The organism is Pantoea sp. Pa-EAmG, assembly GCF_030024295.1.
Lineage (GTDB): Bacteria > Pseudomonadota > Gammaproteobacteria > Enterobacterales > Enterobacteriaceae > Pantoea > Pantoea dispersa.
On record NZ_JASEWO010000079.1, the window covers coordinates 1 to 20,184 of the forward strand.

The 20,184-nt window shown below is 58.7% G+C and carries 23 protein-coding genes; 11 read left to right on the forward strand and 12 right to left on the reverse strand.

The annotated features are described in order from the left end of the window. Positions 1-339: 339 nt before the first annotated feature. Complete coding sequence (locus tag QMM04_RS12215) at positions 340-672, forward strand: Grx4 family monothiol glutaredoxin (RefSeq protein WP_021506217.1); 333 nt, start codon at positions 340-342, stop codon at positions 670-672. Between the two features lie 53 nt (positions 673-725). On the opposite strand, the gene rnt is transcribed toward QMM04_RS12215, so the two are convergent. The 5 genes from rnt to eptA all read right to left on the reverse strand — a co-directional run bounded on the left by rnt (position 726) and on the right by eptA (position 5,432). Further along, positions 726-1,394, reverse strand: coding sequence for a ribonuclease T (gene rnt / locus QMM04_RS12220; RefSeq protein ID WP_282996259.1), 669 nt, complete (start codon positions 1,392-1,394; stop codon positions 726-728). Positions 1,395-1,502: 108 nt separating this feature from the next. Continuing rightward, on the reverse strand, positions 1,503-1,910 hold the full coding sequence (gloA, locus tag QMM04_RS12225) for a lactoylglutathione lyase (protein ID WP_021314698.1): 408 nt from the start codon (positions 1,908-1,910) through the stop codon (positions 1,503-1,505). Between the two features lie 101 nt (positions 1,911-2,011). Then, positions 2,012-3,109, reverse strand: coding sequence for an alkene reductase (locus tag QMM04_RS12230; protein ID WP_282996260.1), 1,098 nt, complete (start codon positions 3,107-3,109; stop codon positions 2,012-2,014). 49 nt (positions 3,110-3,158) lie between these two features. Then, on the reverse strand, positions 3,159-3,755 hold the full coding sequence (locus QMM04_RS12235) for a TetR/AcrR family transcriptional regulator (RefSeq protein ID WP_282996261.1): 597 nt from the start codon (positions 3,753-3,755) through the stop codon (positions 3,159-3,161). A gap of 39 nt (positions 3,756-3,794) precedes the next feature. Then, complete coding sequence (eptA, locus tag QMM04_RS12240) at positions 3,795-5,432, reverse strand: phosphoethanolamine transferase EptA (protein ID WP_282996262.1); 1,638 nt, start codon at positions 5,430-5,432, stop codon at positions 3,795-3,797. A 220-nt stretch (positions 5,433-5,652) separates the two neighbouring features. Here eptA and QMM04_RS12245 point away from each other — a divergent pair, with 220 nt between their 5' ends. The 4 genes from QMM04_RS12245 to QMM04_RS12260 all read left to right on the forward strand — a co-directional run bounded on the left by QMM04_RS12245 (position 5,653) and on the right by QMM04_RS12260 (position 8,050). Next, positions 5,653-5,892, forward strand: a complete 240-nt coding sequence (locus QMM04_RS12245) for a DUF1289 domain-containing protein (RefSeq protein ID WP_021506211.1) — start codon at positions 5,653-5,655, stop codon at positions 5,890-5,892. A 65-nt stretch (positions 5,893-5,957) separates the two neighbouring features. Further along, entirely contained in the window at positions 5,958-6,854 is an 897-nt protein-coding gene (locus tag QMM04_RS12250) for an aldo/keto reductase family oxidoreductase (protein ID WP_275025059.1), read from the forward strand. A gap of 81 nt (positions 6,855-6,935) precedes the next feature. Further along, a complete protein-coding gene (gene sodC / locus QMM04_RS12255) occupies positions 6,936-7,454 on the forward strand; it encodes a superoxide dismutase [Cu-Zn] SodC (RefSeq protein ID WP_264441311.1) in 519 nt (172 codons plus the stop codon). A 128-nt stretch (positions 7,455-7,582) separates the two neighbouring features. Beyond that, positions 7,583-8,050, forward strand: coding sequence for a hypothetical protein (locus QMM04_RS12260; protein WP_021506208.1), 468 nt, complete (start codon positions 7,583-7,585; stop codon positions 8,048-8,050). Here the strand turns inward: QMM04_RS12260 and QMM04_RS12265 are convergent, their stop codons facing one another. From QMM04_RS12265 to QMM04_RS12275, 3 genes are read right to left on the reverse strand one after another with little or no spacing between them, the layout of a single operon-like run. Then, positions 8,051-10,051 (reverse strand): FUSC family protein, encoded by a 2,001-nt coding sequence (locus QMM04_RS12265; RefSeq protein WP_215480252.1) that lies wholly within the window; start codon positions 10,049-10,051, stop codon positions 8,051-8,053. Between the two features lie 7 nt (positions 10,052-10,058). Continuing rightward, the gene (locus tag QMM04_RS12270; protein WP_264441310.1) at positions 10,059-10,916 is read right to left on the reverse strand and encodes an HlyD family secretion protein; all 858 of its coding nucleotides are present in this window, start codon (positions 10,914-10,916) and stop codon (positions 10,059-10,061) included. 6 nt (positions 10,917-10,922) lie between these two features. Beyond that, on the reverse strand, positions 10,923-11,159 hold the full coding sequence (locus QMM04_RS12275; protein WP_021506205.1) for a DUF1656 domain-containing protein: 237 nt from the start codon (positions 11,157-11,159) through the stop codon (positions 10,923-10,925). Positions 11,160-11,309: 150 nt separating this feature from the next. Between QMM04_RS12275 and slyA the strand changes: the two genes are divergently transcribed. Continuing rightward, on the forward strand, positions 11,310-11,747 hold the full coding sequence (gene slyA, locus QMM04_RS12280; RefSeq protein ID WP_010618966.1) for a transcriptional regulator SlyA: 438 nt from the start codon (positions 11,310-11,312) through the stop codon (positions 11,745-11,747). Positions 11,748-11,788: 41 nt separating this feature from the next. Here slyA and slyB read toward each other — a convergent pair whose 3' ends face one another. Continuing rightward, complete coding sequence (gene slyB, locus QMM04_RS12285; RefSeq protein ID WP_021506204.1) at positions 11,789-12,256, reverse strand: outer membrane lipoprotein SlyB; 468 nt, start codon at positions 12,254-12,256, stop codon at positions 11,789-11,791. 285 nt (positions 12,257-12,541) lie between these two features. Between slyB and anmK the strand changes: the two genes are divergently transcribed. From anmK to pdxY, 5 genes are all read left to right on the forward strand, one after another. Continuing rightward, positions 12,542-13,663, forward strand: a complete 1,122-nt coding sequence (gene anmK, locus QMM04_RS12290) for an anhydro-N-acetylmuramic acid kinase (protein ID WP_275025045.1) — start codon at positions 12,542-12,544, stop codon at positions 13,661-13,663. 9 nt (positions 13,664-13,672) lie between these two features. After that, entirely contained in the window at positions 13,673-14,002 is a 330-nt protein-coding gene (locus QMM04_RS12295; RefSeq protein ID WP_021506202.1) for an MliC family protein, read from the forward strand. 20 nt (positions 14,003-14,022) lie between these two features. Then, a complete protein-coding gene (gene pdxH, locus QMM04_RS12300) occupies positions 14,023-14,679 on the forward strand; it encodes a pyridoxamine 5'-phosphate oxidase (protein ID WP_275025042.1) in 657 nt (218 codons plus the stop codon). A 139-nt stretch (positions 14,680-14,818) separates the two neighbouring features. After that, the gene (gene tyrS / locus QMM04_RS12305) at positions 14,819-16,093 is read left to right on the forward strand and encodes a tyrosine--tRNA ligase (RefSeq protein ID WP_059011053.1); all 1,275 of its coding nucleotides are present in this window, start codon (positions 14,819-14,821) and stop codon (positions 16,091-16,093) included. 53 nt (positions 16,094-16,146) lie between these two features. Next, positions 16,147-17,007 (forward strand): pyridoxal kinase PdxY, encoded by an 861-nt coding sequence (gene pdxY, locus QMM04_RS12310; protein ID WP_166718751.1) that lies wholly within the window; start codon positions 16,147-16,149, stop codon positions 17,005-17,007. Positions 17,008-17,050: 43 nt separating this feature from the next. Here pdxY and gstA read toward each other — a convergent pair whose 3' ends face one another. The 3 genes from gstA to dtpA all read right to left on the reverse strand — a co-directional run. Beyond that, positions 17,051-17,656 carry a glutathione transferase GstA gene (gstA, locus tag QMM04_RS12315; protein ID WP_282996264.1) on the reverse strand — a complete coding sequence of 202 codons (606 nt, stop codon included), beginning with the start codon at positions 17,654-17,656 and terminating at the stop codon, positions 17,051-17,053. Positions 17,657-17,729: 73 nt separating this feature from the next. Beyond that, positions 17,730-18,638: a LysR family transcriptional regulator gene (locus QMM04_RS12320; protein ID WP_058776276.1), complete on the reverse strand. Its 909-nt coding sequence runs from the start codon at positions 18,636-18,638 to the stop codon at positions 17,730-17,732. Positions 18,639-18,760: 122 nt separating this feature from the next. After that, positions 18,761-20,184, reverse strand: a 1,424-nt coding sequence (gene dtpA, locus QMM04_RS12325; RefSeq protein WP_282996263.1) for a dipeptide/tripeptide permease DtpA, incomplete at its 5' end; no start/stop codon positions are given.

Below are 20,184 nucleotides of genomic sequence, written 5' to 3' on the forward strand. Positions count from 1 at the left end.
AGGAAGACAGACCTCTGTAAAGTTAGAAAAATCTGATCGACGATCAGCACCGGGGCAATTCTAATCCACTTTTTTTGCAAAAGGTAAGGTCTTTTTCCATTAATCTGTCACGGTACTGAAAGTGGGGCAAAAATGAGCGATTTCAGCTGTTTAACCCAGCGGAATTATTGCTAATTATTAATTGATTAATGCTTATTAATGATATGAAAATGTTATTCGTGGCGCGCGAACTTAACAAACATGGCGATATGCGCCGGCTAAGGCAAAATCCCGTTTTCAGTCGCGGGGCGAAGTCGCTACAATAAACAAACACGAAGTGAAGGATTAAGGAAGGCAAAAATGAGTACTGTTGAAAAAATTCAGCGCCAGATCGCAGAAAACCCGATCCTGCTGTACATGAAAGGTTCGCCGAAACTGCCAAGCTGCGGTTTCTCTGCGCAGGCGGTACAGGCGCTGTCTGCCTGTGGTGAGCGCTTTGCGTACGTAGACATTCTGCAAAATCCGGATATCCGCGCTGAGTTACCGAAATACGCCAACTGGCCAACTTTCCCGCAGCTGTGGGTGGATGGCGAGCTGGTCGGCGGCTGTGACATCATCGTTGAGATGTTCCAGCGCGGCGAACTGCAACCGCTGATCAAAGAGACCGCTGAGAAGCACAAAGAAGCAGAATAAGAAAAAGGCCGACAGCAGTGTCGGCCTTTTTTTTGGCTGCGGTCTGACGGGCCTCAGGCTGAGGCATCGTCTTCGGTCGGCTCTTCACTCACCGCCAGCGGCCAGCCGCCGAGGCGTTTCCAGCGATTCACCAGTTCGCAAAATAGCGTGGCGGTCTGTTCGGTATCGTACAGCGCCGAGTGCGCCTGAGTGCTGTCAAAATCTATCCCCGCCGCTTTACAGGCCTTCGCCAGTACCGTTTGTCCCAGCACCAGCCCGCTCAGAGCGGCGGTGTCAAAGGTGGCGAACGGGTGGAACGGGTTACGCTTCATGCCGGTGCGCTCTGCTGCCGCCATCAGAAAATTATGATCAAAGGTGGCATTGTGCGCCACGATAATCGCCCGGTTACAGCCACTGTCTTTGGTACCTTTGCGCACCATTTTGAAAATGGCGTGCAGCGCCTCATATTCACTCACCGCGCCGCGCAGCGGATTGCTGGGGTCGATGCCGGTAAACGCCAGCGCTTCGGGATTTAGAATCGCCCCTTCGAACGGCTCCACGTGGAAATGCAGGGTTTCATCGCGGTGCAGCCAGCCATCCTCATCCATTTTTAACGTGGTGGCGGCGATTTCCAGCAGCGCATCGGTTTGCGCATTAAAACCGGCGGTTTCAACGTCAATCACCACAGGATAAAAACCACGGAAGCGTTGATGGAGAGCGTTTAAGGCGTTCGATTCAGACATCAGGATCTCATTGCAGGAAATGGGGCAGCGCGCATTATGGCAAAAATCGGCGCAGGGTGCAGCAGGAGAGGGAAGTCAGCCCGCAAATTAGCAGGCTGACTAACGGCATTAGTTGCCGAGGCCGTGACCGGCGTGTTTGTTTTCGATCAGCTCGATTTTGTAGCCGTCCGGATCTTCCACGAAAGCGATGATGGTGCTGCCGCCTTTGACCGGGCCGGCTTCACGCGTGACGTTACCGCCCGCCTGACGGATGCGGTCGCAGGTCGCCGCGACATCATCCACGCCCAGCGCGATGTGGCCGTAGGCATTGCCGAGGTCGTATTTATCCACGCCCCAGTTGTAGGTCAGCTCAATGACCGCACCTTCGCTCTCTTCGGTGTAACCCACGAAAGCCAGGGTGTATTTGTATTCGGTGTTTTCGCTCTGACGCAGCACGCGCATGCCCAGCACGCGGGTATAAAAATCGATGGAGCGCTGCAGATCGCCAACGCGTAACATAGTGTGAAGTAAACGCATAACATCCTCTTTTCAAAAGTCATCAGGGAACCCGCTTAGTATAGCGAGGGAATGCCCTGAAGAAAGCACGCGGCCGCACATCCGCTGCGGCCGCGTTTGACTTACAGTGTCGGGTAGTCGGTGTAACCTTCCGCGCCGCCGCCGTAGAAGCTCTCCGGGCGCTGCGGATTAAGCGGTGCATCCTGCTGCAGGCGTGCTACCAGGTCCGGGTTGGCGATGAAGTCACGGCCGAAGGCCACCGCGTCAATCAGGCCACGCGCAATCAGATCGTCCGCTTTTTCCACGGTGTAGGCACCGGCACCGATAATCACGCCCGGGAAGGCGGCACGCACTTTCTTACGGAACTCATCGGTGTAAGGCTTACCGCCCGCCCAGTCTGGCTCAGACAGGTGCAGGTAGGCGAGGCCGCGCTTGCCCAGTTCGCTGATATACCACAGTGCCGCTTCTTCTTCATCCGGACCGTTTTCCAGATTCTGGAAGGCGCCGATTGGCGAGATGCGGATACCGATGCGATCGGCTGACCAGTTAGCAATTGCCGCATCGACCACTTCCAGCGCGAAACGGCCGCGCTTCTCAATCGAACCGCCGTATTCATCGGTACGCTGGTTAGAACCGGGTGCGAGGAACTGATGCATCAGATAGCCGTGCGCAGAGTGCAGTTCCAGCAGGTCAAAATCAGCGTCGCGCGCATTCGCTGCCGCCTGGCCGAAGTCTTTAACGATCTGCTGAATTTCTGCCACGCTCAGTTCACGCGGCATGGAGGTATCTTCACGGTATACGCTGCCGTCGGCGGCGCGCAGCGAGGTGCGGGTGCCAGCGGCGATCGCGGACGGTGCGACCGGCGCTTTGCCATCCGGCTGCACGCTATTATGCGAGATGCGGCCGGTGTGCCACAGCTGAACGGCGCTATGACCGTGCGCGGCGTGAATACCTTCGTTAATCATTTTCCACGCAGCAATCTGCTCCGCGGTGTGCAAACCCGGCGCACCAGCGTAGCCTTTCGCCTGGAACGAAACCTGGGTGGCTTCGGTAATGATCAGACCCGCGCTGGCGCGCTGCTGATAATACTCCGCCATCAGCGGGGTAGGAATATCGCCCGGTTCAATGCTGCGCAGACGCGTCAGCGGCGCCATAAAGACACGGTTAGGTACGGTAATCGCGCCCACTTTCAGCGGGGTGAACAGCTGTTTACTCGCCATGATGACTCCTGTAATAGACCGGTCGTCTAGAAATTGCCGTTTTTAAAAATCAGCGGTGATTAAGCCACTGTTCGATGGTGTCGAGCGCCAGGCTAATCGGCCCGGGCTCACGTGAAATCTTGCTCTGCAGGCTGGCACCCAGCCACAGCAGATAACAGCGTTGCGCCAGCTGCTGCGGGCTTTGCCCATAGGGCAGCGGCTGTTCGGCTGCGACCTCCGTCAGACAGCGTGCGTAAGCGGCCGTGATGGCCGTGGCACCGCGCTGCAGCGCATCGCGCATCGGCTCTGACAGATCGCACACTTCGCCGGAAAGCTTAACGCCCAGACAGCCGACGATGTGACCCTGCTCGATAAACAGCCGTTCCGCGTAGCGAAAATGCTGCAGTAAGCGTTCGCGTGCAGTAACGCCGGGCTGGGTCAGCTGCTGTTCAACCTGCTGCTGATAGTTGACGAAATAGCGCTCAAGCAGCGCCACACCAAACGCTTCTTTCGAGCGGAAGTAGTGATAAAACGAGCCTTTCGGCACTTCCGCCAGCGCCAGCATTTCGCTCAACCCCATGCCGGTGAAACCGCGCTGCAGGCAGACCTGCTCGCCGGTGGCGAGCAGATGTTCACGGGTTGCGTTGCGTTGCACTGTCTTGTTCATAGCAGGCAGAGTATTAGACCAGTCGGTCTAATGCAATCCTCAGGCGCGATTCTGGCACGATTTGATCATATCCAGCTGCGGCTGATACTGCTGCGTCTGGATATTGAACAGGCCGAGCACCGTGTGGAACAGATTATCCTGCGACACCGCTGTCTCTGCCGCCTGCTGGCGCAGACAGGCCTGATCAATGTGATACGCCGCGGCGTAGCCCGGCGACATCCACAGCAGCAGCGGGATGTGCGTCTGCTGCGACGGCGCAAACAGGTACGGCGCACCGTGCAGGTACATGCCGTGTTCGCCCAGCGATTCGCCATGGTCGGACAGGTACACCAGCGCCACGTTAAAGCGATCGCTCAGGCCCTTCAGCTTATCGATGGTGCGACTCAGCATATCGTCGGTATACAGCAGCGAGTTATCGTAGGTGTTAACCAGCGCCTGGTGATCGCAATCCTGAATCTGATTGCTGTCGCAGGTAGGCGTAAAGCGCTGGAACGCGGCCGGATAGCGCTTAAAGTAAGCCGGACCGTGGCTGCCCATCTGGTGCAGTACAATGATGCCGTCATTGTGCAGGCTGTCGACATAGTTATCAAAGCGATGCAGCAAGACGTCATCGAGGCAGAAGCCATCGTGGCAGTACTGTGGCAGCTGCCACTGCGTCATATCGGTATGCGGCACGCGGTCGCAGGCACCTTTGCAGCCGCCGTCGTTTTCGCGCCACAGCACGCTGACTCCGGCATGGGCCAGCACATCCAGCACGCCTTCCTGATGATGGGCGAGGTTCGCATCATAATGCTCGCGCGGCATATTCGAGAACATGCACGGCACCGAAATGGCGGTTTCCGTGCCGCAGGAGCTGGCGTTGGGATAATAAATCACCTGCTGCTTTTTCAGCTGTGGGTTGGTGTCGCGCGCATAGCCGCCGAGGGAGAAGTTCTCCGCGCGCGCAGTTTCGCCCACCACCAGCACCACCAGCGTCTTCTTCGACCCGGCGGTGATTAGCGGTCCTTTCTTCGCATCTTCGCCAATCTTTACCAGCGCCTGGCTGCCCTGCAGATAACGCTGATCGACATAATGGCCGGTGCCACTGACAATATTGGCAGGGGTGATCATCTTCACAAGGCCTTTGTTATTGCGGATCAGCGAAGCGTAGTCTTTGTAGAACAGCACAGCCATCAGCAGAATCACCAGTACGGCACCGAGCGCACTGGCGAGGCGCTGCAGCAGGTTCCACCACCAGCGCTGGCGATTGCTGATACGGACGCTGCACACCAGCGCGACCGGAAGAATGCCCATCAGCAGCATCCAGATGACATAGTTGCGGCTCATCAGCGCGCCGGTTTCCTGCGCATTCGACTCAAACACGTTTTCGATCATGTTGGTGTCGATGACCGTACCAAAGCTGTGCATAAAGTAGTTGGCGGCGGCGCTGGCGAGAATCAGCACAATCAGCAGAGGTTTGCGTATCCACGGCCAGGCCAGCAGCGAGAAGATCAGATAAAACGCCGCGACCAGCACCACCGGCATGCTGGCGGCGAACAGGTAATCGTGCAGGCGGGTGTAGGGAATAATTTCCCACGCGCGTAATAAAAACAGGGCATTGAGAACAAAAGCAAAGAACAACGCGGCCAGTAAATTAAAACTGTTGTCGTGACACTGTAACTTAGAGATCAGTTTCATGGAGACTCATCGGAATAACGGAATATGACAATCGTATGAATTGAAGATGAGGAAAACCTTAACCGTGTCTCCTTACCTGATTGATTCCCTGACTATTGCCACGGTGACGGAAGCTGGCGTGGTTGTCGCCGTGTACAGTACCAGTAATAACGGTTTATGCCTTGCACTATGTCACTAAGCTGTTATCAATAAGAGTGGATAGGTTCATTGCGGAGGTGATGTGGCTGAGCAATTAGAGTTTTTTCCGGTTCCAAGCCCCTGTCGCGGTATCTGCCAGAGCGATGCGCGCGGCTATTGCCGTGGCTGTCTGCGCAGCCGTGAGGAGCGCTTCAACTGGATGAAATTCAGCGATGCGCAAAAACGCGAGGTGCTGCGCCTGTGTCGCCAGCGCCTGTTGCGCCTGCAGCGTCAGCAAAAAGTGGATGAAAATCCTGATCCACAGCAACCGGAGCTGTTTTAAGAAAACGCGCCGTGCGCATTTGGTTATACTCGCGCTTTCGCTATTGCGCAGAAGGGAGTTTAACCATGTTACAACCGCACGCTATTGCCCCACAGGGACCCGCTTTTTCGCCGCTGATCGCCGGTTACTGGCGGCTGATGGAGTGGGGCATGACGCCGCAGCAGCTGGTGCAGTTTATTGAGCATCACCTGGTATTGGGCATCACCACCGTTGACCACGCCGACATCTATGGCGACTATCGATGTGAAGCCGCGTTCGGCGAAGCGCTGCGCCTGGCACCGCAGCTGCGCCAGCAGTTGCAAATCGTCACCAAGTGCGGCATTGCCACCCGCGCGAAACCGGAACATAAAATCGGTCACTACATCACCGAAGCCAGCCACATCCTGCACAGTGCGGAAAACTCGCTGCGCCACTTTGCCACCGATTATCTCGATCTGCTGTTGATTCACCGTCCGGATCCGTTAATGGATGCAGATGAAATCGCTGAAGCCTTCCTGCAGCTGCATCAGAGTGGCAAGGTGCGTTATTTTGGCGTGTCCAACTTTACCGCTGCGCAGTTCACGCTGCTGCAATCCCGTCTGCCGTTTAGCCTGGTCACCAATCAGCTGGAAATCTCACCGCTGGAGCAGTCGGCGCTGCTCGACGGCACGCTCGACCAGTGCCAGCAGACGCGTATGCGCCCGATGGCGTGGTCGTGCCTCGGTGGCGGCCGCCTGTTTAACGATCCGCACTACCAGCCGCTGCGCGATGAGCTGGAACAGGTGCGTCAGGAGATCGGTGCCAGCAATATCGAGCAGGTGGTCTATGCCTGGGTAATGAAGCTGCCCAGTCGTCCGCTGCCGATTATCGGTTCCGGTAAAACCGCGCGCGTCAGCGACGCGGTGAAAGCCTGTGAACTGACGCTGGATCGCCAGCAGTGGTTCCGTATTCGCAAGGCGGCGCTCGGCTACGATGTGCCCTGAAGCGTAAATCTGCGTCAAACTACGGCAGCCTGGGCAAAAGCGGTCCAGGCTTAGAGGGAATCTGAACCGTAAGGAGACGTTATGAAAAAAACCATTATGGCCGTGCTGACGCTGGTGTGTGCTGCCGGTGCACACGCGGCGTCAGAAGACGTGACGCTGCATCAGGTGACGGCGCAGGGTATCGGTGAGTCGATCGGTAAGGTGACCATCAGCGAAACCCCGTATGGTCTGCAGTTCGCGCCGGCGCTGAGCGGGCTGAAACCCGGCATTCACGGCTTCCACGTCCACGCCAAAGGCAGCTGTGAGCCCGGCGAATCCGCCGGCAAAACCGTGGCGGCCGGCGCGGCGGGCGGTCACCTCGATCCGCACAACAGCGGCAAGCACCTCGGTCCGTACGCTGACGGTCACCTCGGCGATTTGCCCGCGCTGTATGTCACCGACGACGGCAAAGCCAGCTATCCCGTGGTGGCGCCCCGTCTGAAATCGCTGAGCGAGATCAAAGGCAAAGCATTGATGGTGCATGTCGGCGGCGATAACCATGCAGACCATCCGCTACCGCTTGGCGGTGGCGGGGCACGTCTGGCCTGCGGCGTGATCTGACTACCGGGCGGCGACGGGCCTGACCCGCCGCCGCCGCGCAGAAAAATTCTGACCCATTTTCCTGCTACTCAGCGGCAACATTCCATCCTATGATGTTGATTCAGGAACGGAACCGCTCAGGGGCAGGCATGAAAACGCGTGGGATTTTGCTGTTGTGTTTAGCGCTGGTGGGCTGCGATCGCCCGAATGATACCCAGCTGCGACTGGAGGCCAGCCGTCAGCTGCAGCGAGATATAGATACCAATCCGCTGCGCGCCAGTTGTGAAAATATTGCCCGCGGCCGCGAATGGCTGACGCAGCATACCCTGCAGCGGCTGCAAGCCAAAGGCTGTCAGAACGTCCTGCGCAGCGCCACCGAAACCAATTTCACTCATACCGAAATCCGCCGTCACAGCATCACCGTGGTGTGCGGCGGCATTCAGGGCACCAGTTTTACCGGCAGCACGCTGGCGCGGCGCTTTATCTACTCGTCGGACGAGAAAGCGCTGGTGATAGAACCGATGTCCGAGCAGGATAAAACCCGCTTTGAAGGGCAGAAGACCCTGCAGCAGCTGCACGATGACTTTGATCGGCAGTTTACCCAGTACTGTGAATGATCAATCCGGCACCGCCTGACGCAGCTGCGCCAGCGAACAGCGCAGGCGCCACAAAATACCCGCCAGGGTATTCGCGTCGCTCTCCGGCTGCCCCTGAAGCTGATCAATGGCCTGCTGCAGCGTATCCAGCGCGGTCTGCAGCGAGTCGTGACGCACACCGCGCAGACTCATAATGCGCTGCAAATCCTGCAGACTGCTGTCGCGCAGCTGCGCCAGCGCCGGTGAGCGGGGTTGCCAGGCGCGCAGCTGCCAGACAATGTGCGAACAGTTCAGTAGCACCACGCCCCAGCGCAGCAGCCACAGGCGCGCCTGCTCATCACGGCTGTGGCTCAGCTGGCTGATGTGATGATAAATCTGCGATTCAAACCGGCTTTCACTCAGGCGCGGCTGGCGACGTAGCTGATCGAGAAAAGCGTGGCGCAGCGCCCGGATATGGCGTCGGCTGCGGCGCGCATCAGAACCCGGCTGTAACACCTGAAACGCCAGCCACGCCAGCAGGACGCCACACACTTTTGCCAGGTTATCGTTAAGGAAGCTCTGGAAATCCCAGTCTGGCGGATTACTTACCGCGATAAACGATCCCATAAACACAATAAACTGGCCCCAGAGCGCGGCGCGTTGCTTCTGTTGCAGCTTAAACAGTTGCAGCGTCAGCAGCAGCGGGAACAGCAGCAGCAAAAACTGCCACAGCGCGCTGATTTGCACCATCAGACCAAACTGCAGCACAAAGCTGAACAGCGACAGCCACAGCAGCGTTTTCAGCAGCAGCGACACGCTGCCGCCGGGCGAAGGCGATGACGAGTAGAGCACGCAGGCAATAGCGGTAAGCGTCAGCGCGGCGGCGCCAGCGTCCCACTGGGTCCCGATCCAGAACGCGCAGCCCAGCATGATCACACTAAACGTGCGCAGCGCACTCCAGCCAGCTTCGGCACTGTCGCTGGCACGTGCCAGTGCCGGCGCGTACGGCGGCTGGAAACGGGTGTCAGCGTCGGCGCGCTCAATCAGGCGAATCCAGCGCTCCACATTCAGCCACACCCAGCAGAAGTAGCGCAGCCGCTGGACAAAAGCACGCTGGCGGAAATCACCGTGCACGTCCGGCGTGATGCTGCGCAGAATCTGCGCCAGCCGGTATTTATCACACTGCGGCTGCGCCAGTTCGTGCAGCAGCTGTTGCATTGCGCTGTACAGCGCCGGCGGCGCGTCGGGCCAGTTAAGCAGCATGCGACGCAGGCTGGAGAGCACGCTGGTCAGGCGCAGCTGCTGATGCAGCACGTAGTTAAGCACGTTATTTTGCCGGCGGAAGCGATAGTGGCTCCAGAAGGCCTGAATGCGCAGCAGATTCATGGTAAGGATCTGGCTGATCACCGTTTCGTGGGCGGTGCGCACATTTTCCGTGCTGCTCTGCTGCAACAGCAGCACCGCGTGGTCGAGCAGGCGGGTGTGCATCTGGCGCAGCGAAAGCATCAGCGCGCTGCCGTCCGAGGTGCTGGGCAGGATCATCATCATCAGCCCGGCGCAGAGAATCCCGACGATCACTTCGCACACGCGCGCCTGGGTGATGTCCCACAGCTGGCTGACGTCGCTAACATTGACGCTGCTGAAGGCGATAATCGCGGCGGTGTAACCGGCCAGTGAAAAGGCGTAGGCCACATTGTTTTGAAAATGGCTGGCGACCCAGGTGCAGAGCGCCAGCCAGCCGGCCATGAAAAAGGCAAACAGCCACGGTTCGTTGAGCGTATGGCCGGCGATCAGCAGCGCGGCGCTGGCACCGAGCAGGCTGCCGACGATGCGACCCAGGCTTTTGCTGATGGCGCCGCCGACGGTGGGGAAACTCACCACTGCGGCGGACGTCATGGCCCAGTAAGGCTGATCCAGCTGCAGCGCATACGCCAGGGTGAGCGCCAGACACATCGCGATTGCGTTACGCAACGCATAGCGCCACTCGCCGCCGGTTGCCTTTATCCACGGCAGATTGTGCCAGGCCAGCCACTGCAGATTCATGCCGGCCTCAGTGCGCGACAGTGATGGTGCAGGTGGTACCGGCTACCAGCGGCACATTATCCGGTACCGCGTTTAGCCGGATACGCACCGGGACGCGCTGCGCCAGCCTGACCCAGGGCACGTTGGGTTTGATATCAGGCACCAGACCGCCGTCGCTGGCGATGCTTTGGTCGTAAATGGCCCGCCCGATACTCTCCACCTGGCCCTGCAGTCGTGCGCCGTTGCTATACAGCACGATTTGCGCCGCCGCGCCGGGCTGGATATGGCGCAGTTTGGTCTCTTCGAAATAGCCCATCACATAGTAAGAGTGGCTGTCGACCAGCGCGAACAGTGGCGTACCGGCGGTCGCGTAATTGCCGGCACGCAGCGTCAGGTTACTGACCCAGCCGTCGGTCGGTGCCGTCACCGTGGTTTGCTGCAGGTTCCAGCGCGCCTGATCGAGCATCGCCTGTGCGGCTTTCGCTGTGGCGGCCGCCGCATTCGCGTTGAGGCGCGCCGCGTCCATATCTTCAGCGGAGATCACGTTACGCGGCAGGCTGGCACGGCGATCCGCCTCATGCTGCGCTTTGGCGAGGTCGGCCTGCGCCTTCGCCAGCTGGGCCTGCGCATTGGTCAGCGCAATCTGCCACGGCACCGGATCCAGCGTCAGCAGCACCTCGCCTTTATGCACAAACTGATTGTCGCGCACGGCCAGCGCGCTGATGCGGCCGGAGACCTCGGGCGTCACGTCCACCAATTCAGCGCGCACTTTGCCATCGCGCGTCCACGGGGCCTGCATGTAGTAGTTCCACATCCACCAGCCTGCGAGCAGCGCCAGGGCAAACACCACAAGGGTAGAAAAGTACTTAAAGGGGTTGAATTTCATGGTGATTTATCCGAGGCTCAGTATCCACAGTGCGCCGCTCACGCACAGAACAAACAGTGAGAGATCCATTAAGGTGGGGTGCCAGACATCGCCGGAGTAGATCCAGCCGCGCAGCAGCGGATGAATCAGCAGCCAGAAAAAGAAGCCCAGCAGCACCGCTTTGAACAGCGGCGGGAAGAACAGTGAGGCACCGAATACCAGATCGGTCAGCGGCGCCGTCGCGGTGAGCGCGAAGATTGACACGTGGCATCATCCTTTTTACCCGGGCACGGTTAAATCAAGTGTTGACAGCGGGCGTGCCGTCTGGCCCGGGATTTGTAATTTGTCCTGTAAACTCGCAGAATAGTGTAAAATCTGGCTTGATAGCTAGCAAGCTAATTATAAGGAGATGAAATGGATACGCCGCTTGGAACAGATCTGTCTCGCCTGGTGCGCATCTGGCGCGCGTTGATCGACCAGCGTCTGAAGCCGCTTGAGTTGACACAAACCCACTGGGTGACGTTGCACAATATTCATCAACTCCCGCCAGAGCAGTCGCAGATTCAGCTGGCGAAAGCCATCGGTATTGAGCAGCCGTCGCTGGTGCGTACGCTGGATCAGCTGGAAGAGAAGGGGCTCATCACCCGCGCCACCTGCGCTAACGATCGCCGCGCCAAGCGCATCAAGCTGACCCGTCAGGCTGAACCGATCATTGAGCAGGTCGAAAACGTGATAGACGCGACGCGTGACGACATCCTCTCCGGCATCAGCCTCGAAGAGATCAATCAGATGGTGACGCTGATTGCCCGGCTGGAAAAAAACATTCTCGAGTTGCAGAACCGCGAGAAATAAAAAAACCGACGCACTGGCGTCGGTTTTTTTTATCTGTGCGCTTAGCGCGGAGAGACGGTGACCTGGCTGCCGTTGGAGGCCATCACCACGCGCTGGCCGACTGAGTAACGGCTGGCGGACTGCTTCTGCACCACCATAATGGTATTGCCGTCATCCTTACGGATCTCCAGCTCTACGCCGTCAGATTTGTTGAGCGCACCCTGCACGCCCTGACCGGCTACGCCGCCCAGTACCGCACCGCCGGCCGTTGCCAGACTGCGCCCCGCGCCGCCGCCGATGGTGTTACCAAGGAAACCACCCAGCACCGCACCGCCAATGGCACCGATCACATTACTGTCATCGCCGCCCTGAATTTTTACCGGACGCACGGAGACCAGCGTACCGTATGAGACGCTTTGAACCTGCTTGGCTTCGCTGGCGCTGTAAACATCGCCGGAAAGGGTATCGTTATTAACACAGCCAGCCAGCGTGATACCCGCCAGGGCTACGGCTACGAAACGCTTAATCATGAGAAAGCTCCTTAATGCAAAAAAACGCCATATTCTCGTCCTGTACTGCAACAGTATAAGTCAGAAAATGGTCAATTGACGCGATGTCCGAACAATATGCGGCTGGGCCGAAGCATAGACCACCGCCCATCAACAAAAATTCAATTGCCGGATGAAAATAGTTTGCTGCCGGAATGCGTGTCGCAGCGCAGTTGAAAAGCGGAAATTTATCATAGAATTAGCCCCGGTAATTTGCCAGGCTAAACACAGATGCATTGCAGGCCCGCAAACGGGTAAGGAAGCGCTATGAAATCAGGACGCTATATCGGCGTGATGTCCGGCACCAGCCTGGACGGCGTAGACGTCGTGCTGGCCGCGATCGACCAGCATATGGTGGCGCAACAGGCCAGCTACTGCCATCCCATCCCGCTGGCGCTGCGTCAGCAGGTGCTGGCGATTTGTCAGGGACAGACGCTGACGCTGTCGCAGCTCGGTCAGCTTGATACCCGGCTCGGCCAGCTGTTTGCGGAAGCCGTACTGACGCTGATGCAGCAGCAGGCGCTGGAGGCCAGCGATATCATGGCGATTGGCTGCCACGGCCAGACGGTGTGGCACGAGCCGCAGTCGGCGGCACCGAATACGCTGCAAATTGGCGACAATAACCAGATCGCTGCCGCGACCGGCGTCACGGTGGTGGGCGATTTTCGCCGCCGCGACATGGCGCTGGGCGGCCAGGGCGCACCGCTGGTACCGGCTTTTCACCAGGCGTTGCTGATGGACAGCGTCGAACGGCGCATGGTGCTGAATATTGGCGGCATCGCCAATCTGTCGCTGCTGATCCCCGGTCAGCCGGTGCGCGGCTTTGATACCGGGCCGGGTAATATGCTGATGGATACGTGGATCTGGCGCCACAAAGGCCTGCCGTTTGATAAAGATGCCGGCTGGGCGCGCAGTGGCCAGGTCGTGCCCGCGCTGCTGGAGCAGATGCTCGGCGATCCGTGGTTTGCGCTGCCGCCACCCAAAAGCACCGGTCGGGAATACTTCAACCTGGGCTGGGTGGAACAGCAGCTGCAGCGCTTCCCGGCGCTGGCCCCGCAGGATGTGCAGGCAACGCTGTGCGAGCTGACCGCGCTGACTATCGCCCATCAGGTACAGCTCAACGATGGCTGCGATCGTCTGCTGGTGTGCGGCGGCGGCAGTCGCAATCCGCTGCTGATGGCGCGGCTGGCCGCGCATTTGTCTGGCACTGAAGTGGGCACCACCGATCAGGCCGGTATCAGCGGTGATGATATGGAGGCGCTGGCCTTTGCCTGGCTGGCGTTCCGCACCCTGTCCGGGCTGCCGGGCAATCTGCCGGCGGTAACCGGCGCGCGCGAAATGAGCGTGCTGGGCGCCATCTATCCCGCCAATTCCCACGCAATACGTTAAGGAGCAAACATGAAAAAGATGATCGTGCTGGCCGGCACCCTGACCTTACTCAGCGGCTGTGGTATCTGGCATAAACCCGCACCCGCGCCAGAGACGTTACATTACCAGTGTGGCACGCTGCCGCTGACGGTCACTCTGGACAACGCGAAGCAGCAGGTAAGCTTTATTCTGGACGGCAAACCACTCACGCTGACCCAGACGGTGTCTGCCTCCGGCGCGCGTTACAGCGATGGCACCTACGTTTTCTGGTCAAAAGGCAATGGCGCTTTTGTTGAACGCAACGATAAAATCGTGATTAATGATTGTGAACTGCAGAACGCGGATGCCTCCGCACAGTAAGAGAGAACCGGGATACCAGCATGAGCGACAGTGACAGCTTGCAACACATTGCCCACCTGCGTCGGGAGTACACGCGTGGCGGGCTGCGGCGCAAAGATTTGCCAGATACGCCTCTGGCGCTGTTTAAACAGTGGCTGCAGCAGGCGTGCGCCGCGCAGCTGCCCGATCCCACCGCCATGACGGTGGCGACGGTGGACAGCAGCGGCCAGCCCTATCAGCGCATCGTCCTGCTTAAACACTACGATGAGCAGGGCATGGTGTTTTACACCAACCTCGGCAGCCGTAAAGCGCTGCAGCTGGCGGACAATCCGCGTATTTCCCTGCATTTTCCCTGGCACTTCCTTGAGCGTCAGGTAATGGTGCTGGGCGAAGTGGAGAAACTGTCGCCGCTGGAAGTGCTGAAGTACTTCCACAGCCGTCCGCGAGACAGCCAGATTGGCGCCTGGGTATCGAAACAGTCGAGCCGGATTTCCGCGCGCGGCGTGCTCGAGGGCAAATTCCTTGAGCTGAAGCAGAAGTTTCAGCAGGGGGAAGTGCCGCTGCCGAGTTTCTGGGGCGGATTCCGCGTCAGATTCCACACCATGGAGTTCTGGCAAGGCGGCGAACATCGCCTGCATGACCGCTTCCTTTATCAGCGTGATGGCAGCGGCTGGACAATCGACCGTTTAGCACCGTAAAACTGCGTTTTATCCCCTTTCAGCGCTGGCGCACGGCTCGTCAGCGCTTTATGCTATAGCCCTCATTTTTTTCGTATCCGCACGTCAGCGGACAGCTGTGTACCAGCATAGGTGCAGTCTGATCAATTTGGAGTCAGTGATGACCAGCAGTAACCTGATACAACAATTGCAAGAGAGAGGCTTAGTAGCCCAGGTAACGGACGAGGAAGCGTTAGCAGAGCGGCTGGCGCAAGGGCCAATTGCACTCTATTGCGGCTTTGATCCCACCGCTGATAGCTTGCACTTGGGCCATCTGGTGCCGCTGCTGTGCCTGAAACGTTTCCAGGATGCCGGCCACAAGCCGGTGGCCCTGGTCGGCGGTGCCACCGGCCTGATTGGCGATCCCAGCTTTAAAGCGGCCGAACGTAAACTCAATACCACGGAAACCGTTAACGAGTGGGTAGAGAAGATTCGCAAACAGGTTGCGCCTTTCCTCGATTTTGACTGCGGCGACAACAGCGCCATCGCGGCCAACAACTATGACTGGTTTGGCGGCATGAACGTGCTGACCTTCCTGCGCGATATCGGTAAGCACTTCTCGGTCAACCAGATGATCAACCGTGAAGCGGTGAAAATGCGCCTGAACCGTGAAGATCAGGGCATCTCCTACACCGAGTTTTCATACAACCTGCTGCAGGGTTATGACTTTGCCGAACTGAACAAGCGCTACGACGTGGTGCTGCAGATTGGCGGCTCCGACCAGTGGGGGAACATCACCTCCGGCATCGATCTGACGCGTCGTCTGCATCAGCAGCAAGCGTGGGGACTGACGGTGCCACTGATCACCAAGTCGGACGGCACCAAATTTGGTAAAACCGAAGGTGGCGCGGTATGGCTGGATGCGAAGAAAACCAGTCCGTACAAGTTCTACCAGTTCTGGATCAACACCGCCGACGCCGACGTCTATCGCTTCCTGAAGTTCTTCACCTTCATGAGCATTGAAGAGATCAATGCGCTGGAAGAAGAAGACAAAACCAGTGGCAAAGCGCCGCGCGCGCAGTATGTGCTGGCAGAGCAGGTGACGCGTCTGGTGCACGGCGAAAGCGGTCTGAGCGCGGCGAAGCGCATCACCGACAGCCTGTTCTCCGGCAGCTTGAGCGACATGACCGAAGCGGACTTTGAGCAGCTGGCGCAGGATGGTATGCCGACCATTAGCCTGAAGGCGGACGACGATCTGCAACAGGCGCTGGTGGCGGCGGAACTGGTGCCGTCACGCGGCCAGGCGCGCACCATGATTGGCTCCAACGCGGTGTCTGTCAACGGTGAGAAACAGTCTGATGCCGAGTATCGTTTCAGCGACAGCGACAAACTGTTTGGTCGTTACACGCTGCTGCGTCGCGGCAAAAAACACTACTGCCTGATTAGCTGGCAGTAAGGTGCAAGGGCCGGTCTCCGGCCCTTTTTTATGGCAAGCAGTACAGGGCAATAATGAAAAATATCCTCGCAATCCAGTCTCACGTGGTTTATGGCCACGCCGGTAACAGCGCGGCCGAATTCCCGATGCGACGCATGGGCGCCAACGTCTGGCCGTTAAACACCGTGCAGTTTTCCAATCACACCCAGTATGGTCACTGGACCGGCACCGTGATGCCCGCCACCCATCTGACCGATATCGTCAGCGGGATCGCCGCCATCGATCGTCTGAAAACCTGCGATGCGGTGCTGAGCGGCTATCTCGGCTCGGCGGAGCAGGGCGAACAGATCCTGGAAATTGTGCGTATGGTGAAGGCGGCAAATCCTGACGCCTGGTATTTCTGTGACCCGGTGATGGGCCATCCGGAAAAAGGCTGTATCGTCGCGCCCGGCGTGGCGGAGTTTCACTGCAAGCAGGCGATGCCGGCCAGCGATCTTATCGCGCCGAACCTGCTGGAGCTGGAGATGCTCAGTGGCCAGACGGTCGCAAACGTGGAACAGGCGGTGGTAGCCGCCCGCGCATTGATTGCGCAGGGGCCGCGCGTGGTGCTGGTGAAACACCTGGCGCGCGCCGGACGCCGTAGCGACCGCTTTGAAATGCTGCTGGTCACCGCCGATCAGTGCTGGCACATCAGCCGTCCGCTGGTGGATTTTGGTGTGCGTCAGCCGGTGGGGGTTGGCGATCTGACCAGTGGCCTGTTGCTGGTTGACCTGCTGCACGGCAAATCGCTGCAGGATGCGCTGGAACATGTGACGGCGGCAGTATATGAAGTGATGCTGAAAACCCACCAGATGGGCGAGTATGAACTGCAACTGGTGGCGGCGCAGGATGCGATTGCGCAACCCACGCAGCACTTTGCGGCAGAACAGCTGTAATCGCTGCTAATTAACAGGCCGGCCAGCACGCCGGCCTGTGGCGTCAGACCAGACCTTCAGCCTTCAGTGCGGCCTGAACCGCCGGCCGCGCGGCCACCCGCGCAAACCATGCCTCCAGCGCGCTCAAACCTTCCAGATTCAGTTTGATGGCTTTTGCCCAGCGCGTAACCACAAACAGATAGGCATCGGCGACGGTGAAGCGTAACCCCATCAGCCACTGTTTATCCTGCAGCGCATCGTTAACGCGCTGAAATTTTTGCTCCAGCTGTGCACGCACTATGGCTTTGTACTCTTCCGGCGTATCCGGACGGAACAGCGGGGAAAAGGTTTTGTGCAATTCGCTGCTGATGTAGCTTAGCCACTCCAGCGTGTGGTAGCGCGTCAGGCTGCCGGTCGGTGCCAGCAGGTTGCGATCCGGCTTGAGATCCGCCAGATACTGCACAATCGCCACGCCTTCCGTCAGTATGCTGCCGTCATCAAACTGCAGCGCGGGAACCTGTCCTTTGGGGTTTATCTGCCAGTAATCTTCTCCGCGCTCGGTGACTTTCTTCTGCAGATCGACATTGACCTGCGTAAAATCCAGCCCGCATTCGCGCGCAACGATATGCGGCGAGAGCGAACAGGCACCGGGCTTACAATAGAGTTTCATCATGGCCTCTCCTGATGAGTTGTTGTGATGTCAGCAGCATAAAACTGCCAGAAATTTTTACCAGTGACAGCGATCAGGAATTGCGGGCGGGCGCGGGAAATTCAGCGGCCGCCTGCAGTCGCGGCGGCAGTGCCGTGAGCGCGAAATCCCAGAAACAGCGTACCTTGGGCGCCATGTTTTTCACCCGCTGCGCCACCAGATGCACCGGCAGCGGTGCCGGCTCCCACTCGCTCAGCAGGCGGATCAGCGTGCCAGCCTGCAGTTCATCTATCACCTGATAAGACAACAGACGGCCAATGCCCTGGCCACTGCGCAATGCATCCAGCTGGCTGGCGATATCATTGACGCGCAGGCGTGGGGTGATGCGCACACGCAGGTCGTGCGCGAAGCGCCACTCACGGGTATGGCGCACGCCTGCCACCAGCGCATGCATGCTGAGCTCAGCCGGATGGGCTGGGATTCCGGCCTGGCGAAGGTAGTCCGGGCTGGCGACCAGCATCGAGCGTACGCTGCCGACGTTGCGCGCCACCATCGACGAATCCTGCAGCTCGCCAATGCGCACTGCAATATCCAGCCCGTTTTCAATCAGGTCCTGATAGCTGTCGCTTAGAATCAGTTCGATTTGCATTTCCGGATGCTGTTGCAGAAAGGCATTGACCAGCGGCATCACGTGACGACGGCCACACATCACCGGGGCGGTAATGCGCAGCAGGCCGTGCAGTCCGCTGTGGTGGGCGCTGTCGAGCGCGCTCTGGTAATCGTTAAGCAAGCGCTGCGCCTGCTCAAACAGCTGCCAGCCGCTCTCGGTGGGAGCCAGCTGGCGCGTGGTGCGTTCAATCAGGGTGGTGCCGAAACGTGCTTCCAGCGCATTCAGCGTGCGGGTAATGACCGGCGGCGAACGCTGCAATACGCGCGCCGCGCCAGCCAGGCTGCCCTGCTGAATCACCGCAACAAACACCTGCAGCTCGTCAAATCTGTCCATGAGCCATTCCCGATCTCAGCCGTGCAAGGCGAGCATAAAAAGCGTGTTGCTTAAACTACAGCGGAAAGCGGGGGTTGTGAAGGGGGATAAAAAAAGCCGGGCTTAGCCCGGCTCAGAAACGATTACTGGTTGGCGCTGGCGCGCTTCAGTTCTGCCTGCGCGTCATCCTGCGTCATGCGGTTGAGCAGCGGGGCGGTAATCAGCATCAGCAGGGCGATTACGCCAGTGGCGATACCAATCTGCTGGAACACCTGGCTATACACGGCCAGTGAGGCGTGAGGATCGGTGACGTTTTCCGGCACCGCCATCAGATTCGCTACCTTACCGGCAATCATCGCGGCGCCAGCGGTGGTGAGGAACCAGGAGCCCATAATAAAGCCCATCAGACGCTGCGGCACCAGCTGTGCCACCATCGCCAGGCCGAGACCGGAGATCATCAGCTCACCGATACTCTGCAGCGCATAGCTCAGAATCAGCCAGTTCACCGAAACAATACCCGCCTGGTTCGCGAATTTCGCGCCAAACGGCAGCACCAGGAACGCTGCAGAGCACAGCACCATGCCAATGGCAAACTTGTGCGGCATCGGCAGCTTATCGCCAAGCTTGTTATAAACTGCCGCCAGAATCGGGCTGGCCACCATGATCCAGAACGGATTGAGCGCCTGGAACTGTTCCGGCTCAAAGGTGATACCGAGAATCGCGTGCTCAACGTTACGGATGGCGAAGAAGTTCAGCGAGGTTGGCATCTGCATGTACAGCACGAAGAACACAATGGCTTCGACCATCAGCAGGAAGGCGACAATCATTTTGCGGCGTGCCGCGCCGTGCAGCGCAAAGGCTTCTTTGGCAAACACCAGCACGATACCGATCGCGATCACGCCCAGCGTCATGCGGGCAATGCTCTGATGATGCAGCAGCCAGGTGGCCAGTGCGATCAGCGCAACCACGCCGACAAGGGTCATCAGCAGCTTACCGACCTGCAGCGGCGCAAAGTCTGGTTTGGAGCCGTAATTCTTCACCAGGCGCTGGCAGAACAGGAAGTTCAGCAGGGTGATCACCAGGCCCACCACCGACAGCGAAAACGCCGCGCCCCAGCCATATTTGGCCGCCAGCCACGGAGTCAGCATCATCGAGAACAGCGAACCGATGTTGATCGACATGTAGAACATGGTGAAAGCACCATCGATGCGCGGATCGTCTTTCTCGTAGCAGGTCGACAGCAGTGAAGAAGGGTTAGCCTTGAACAGCCCGCTACCCACGGCAATGGTCGCCATGCCGACATACACCATCGTGGTGTCATGACCGGAGAAGGCAATCATCGCATAGCCCAGCGCCAGCACAATGACGCCGAGAATAATCACGCGTTTGGTGCCGAGCACTTTGTCGCCCAGCCAGCCGCCAATGGCAACCAGGCCGTAAACCAGTGCGCTGAACGAGGTGAACAGGGTGATGGAGTCCGCTTCGGACATCCCCAGCTGTTTCACCAGATAGACCGCCATGATGGCTTGCAGACCGTAGTAGCCAAAACGCTCCCACAGTTCGATGG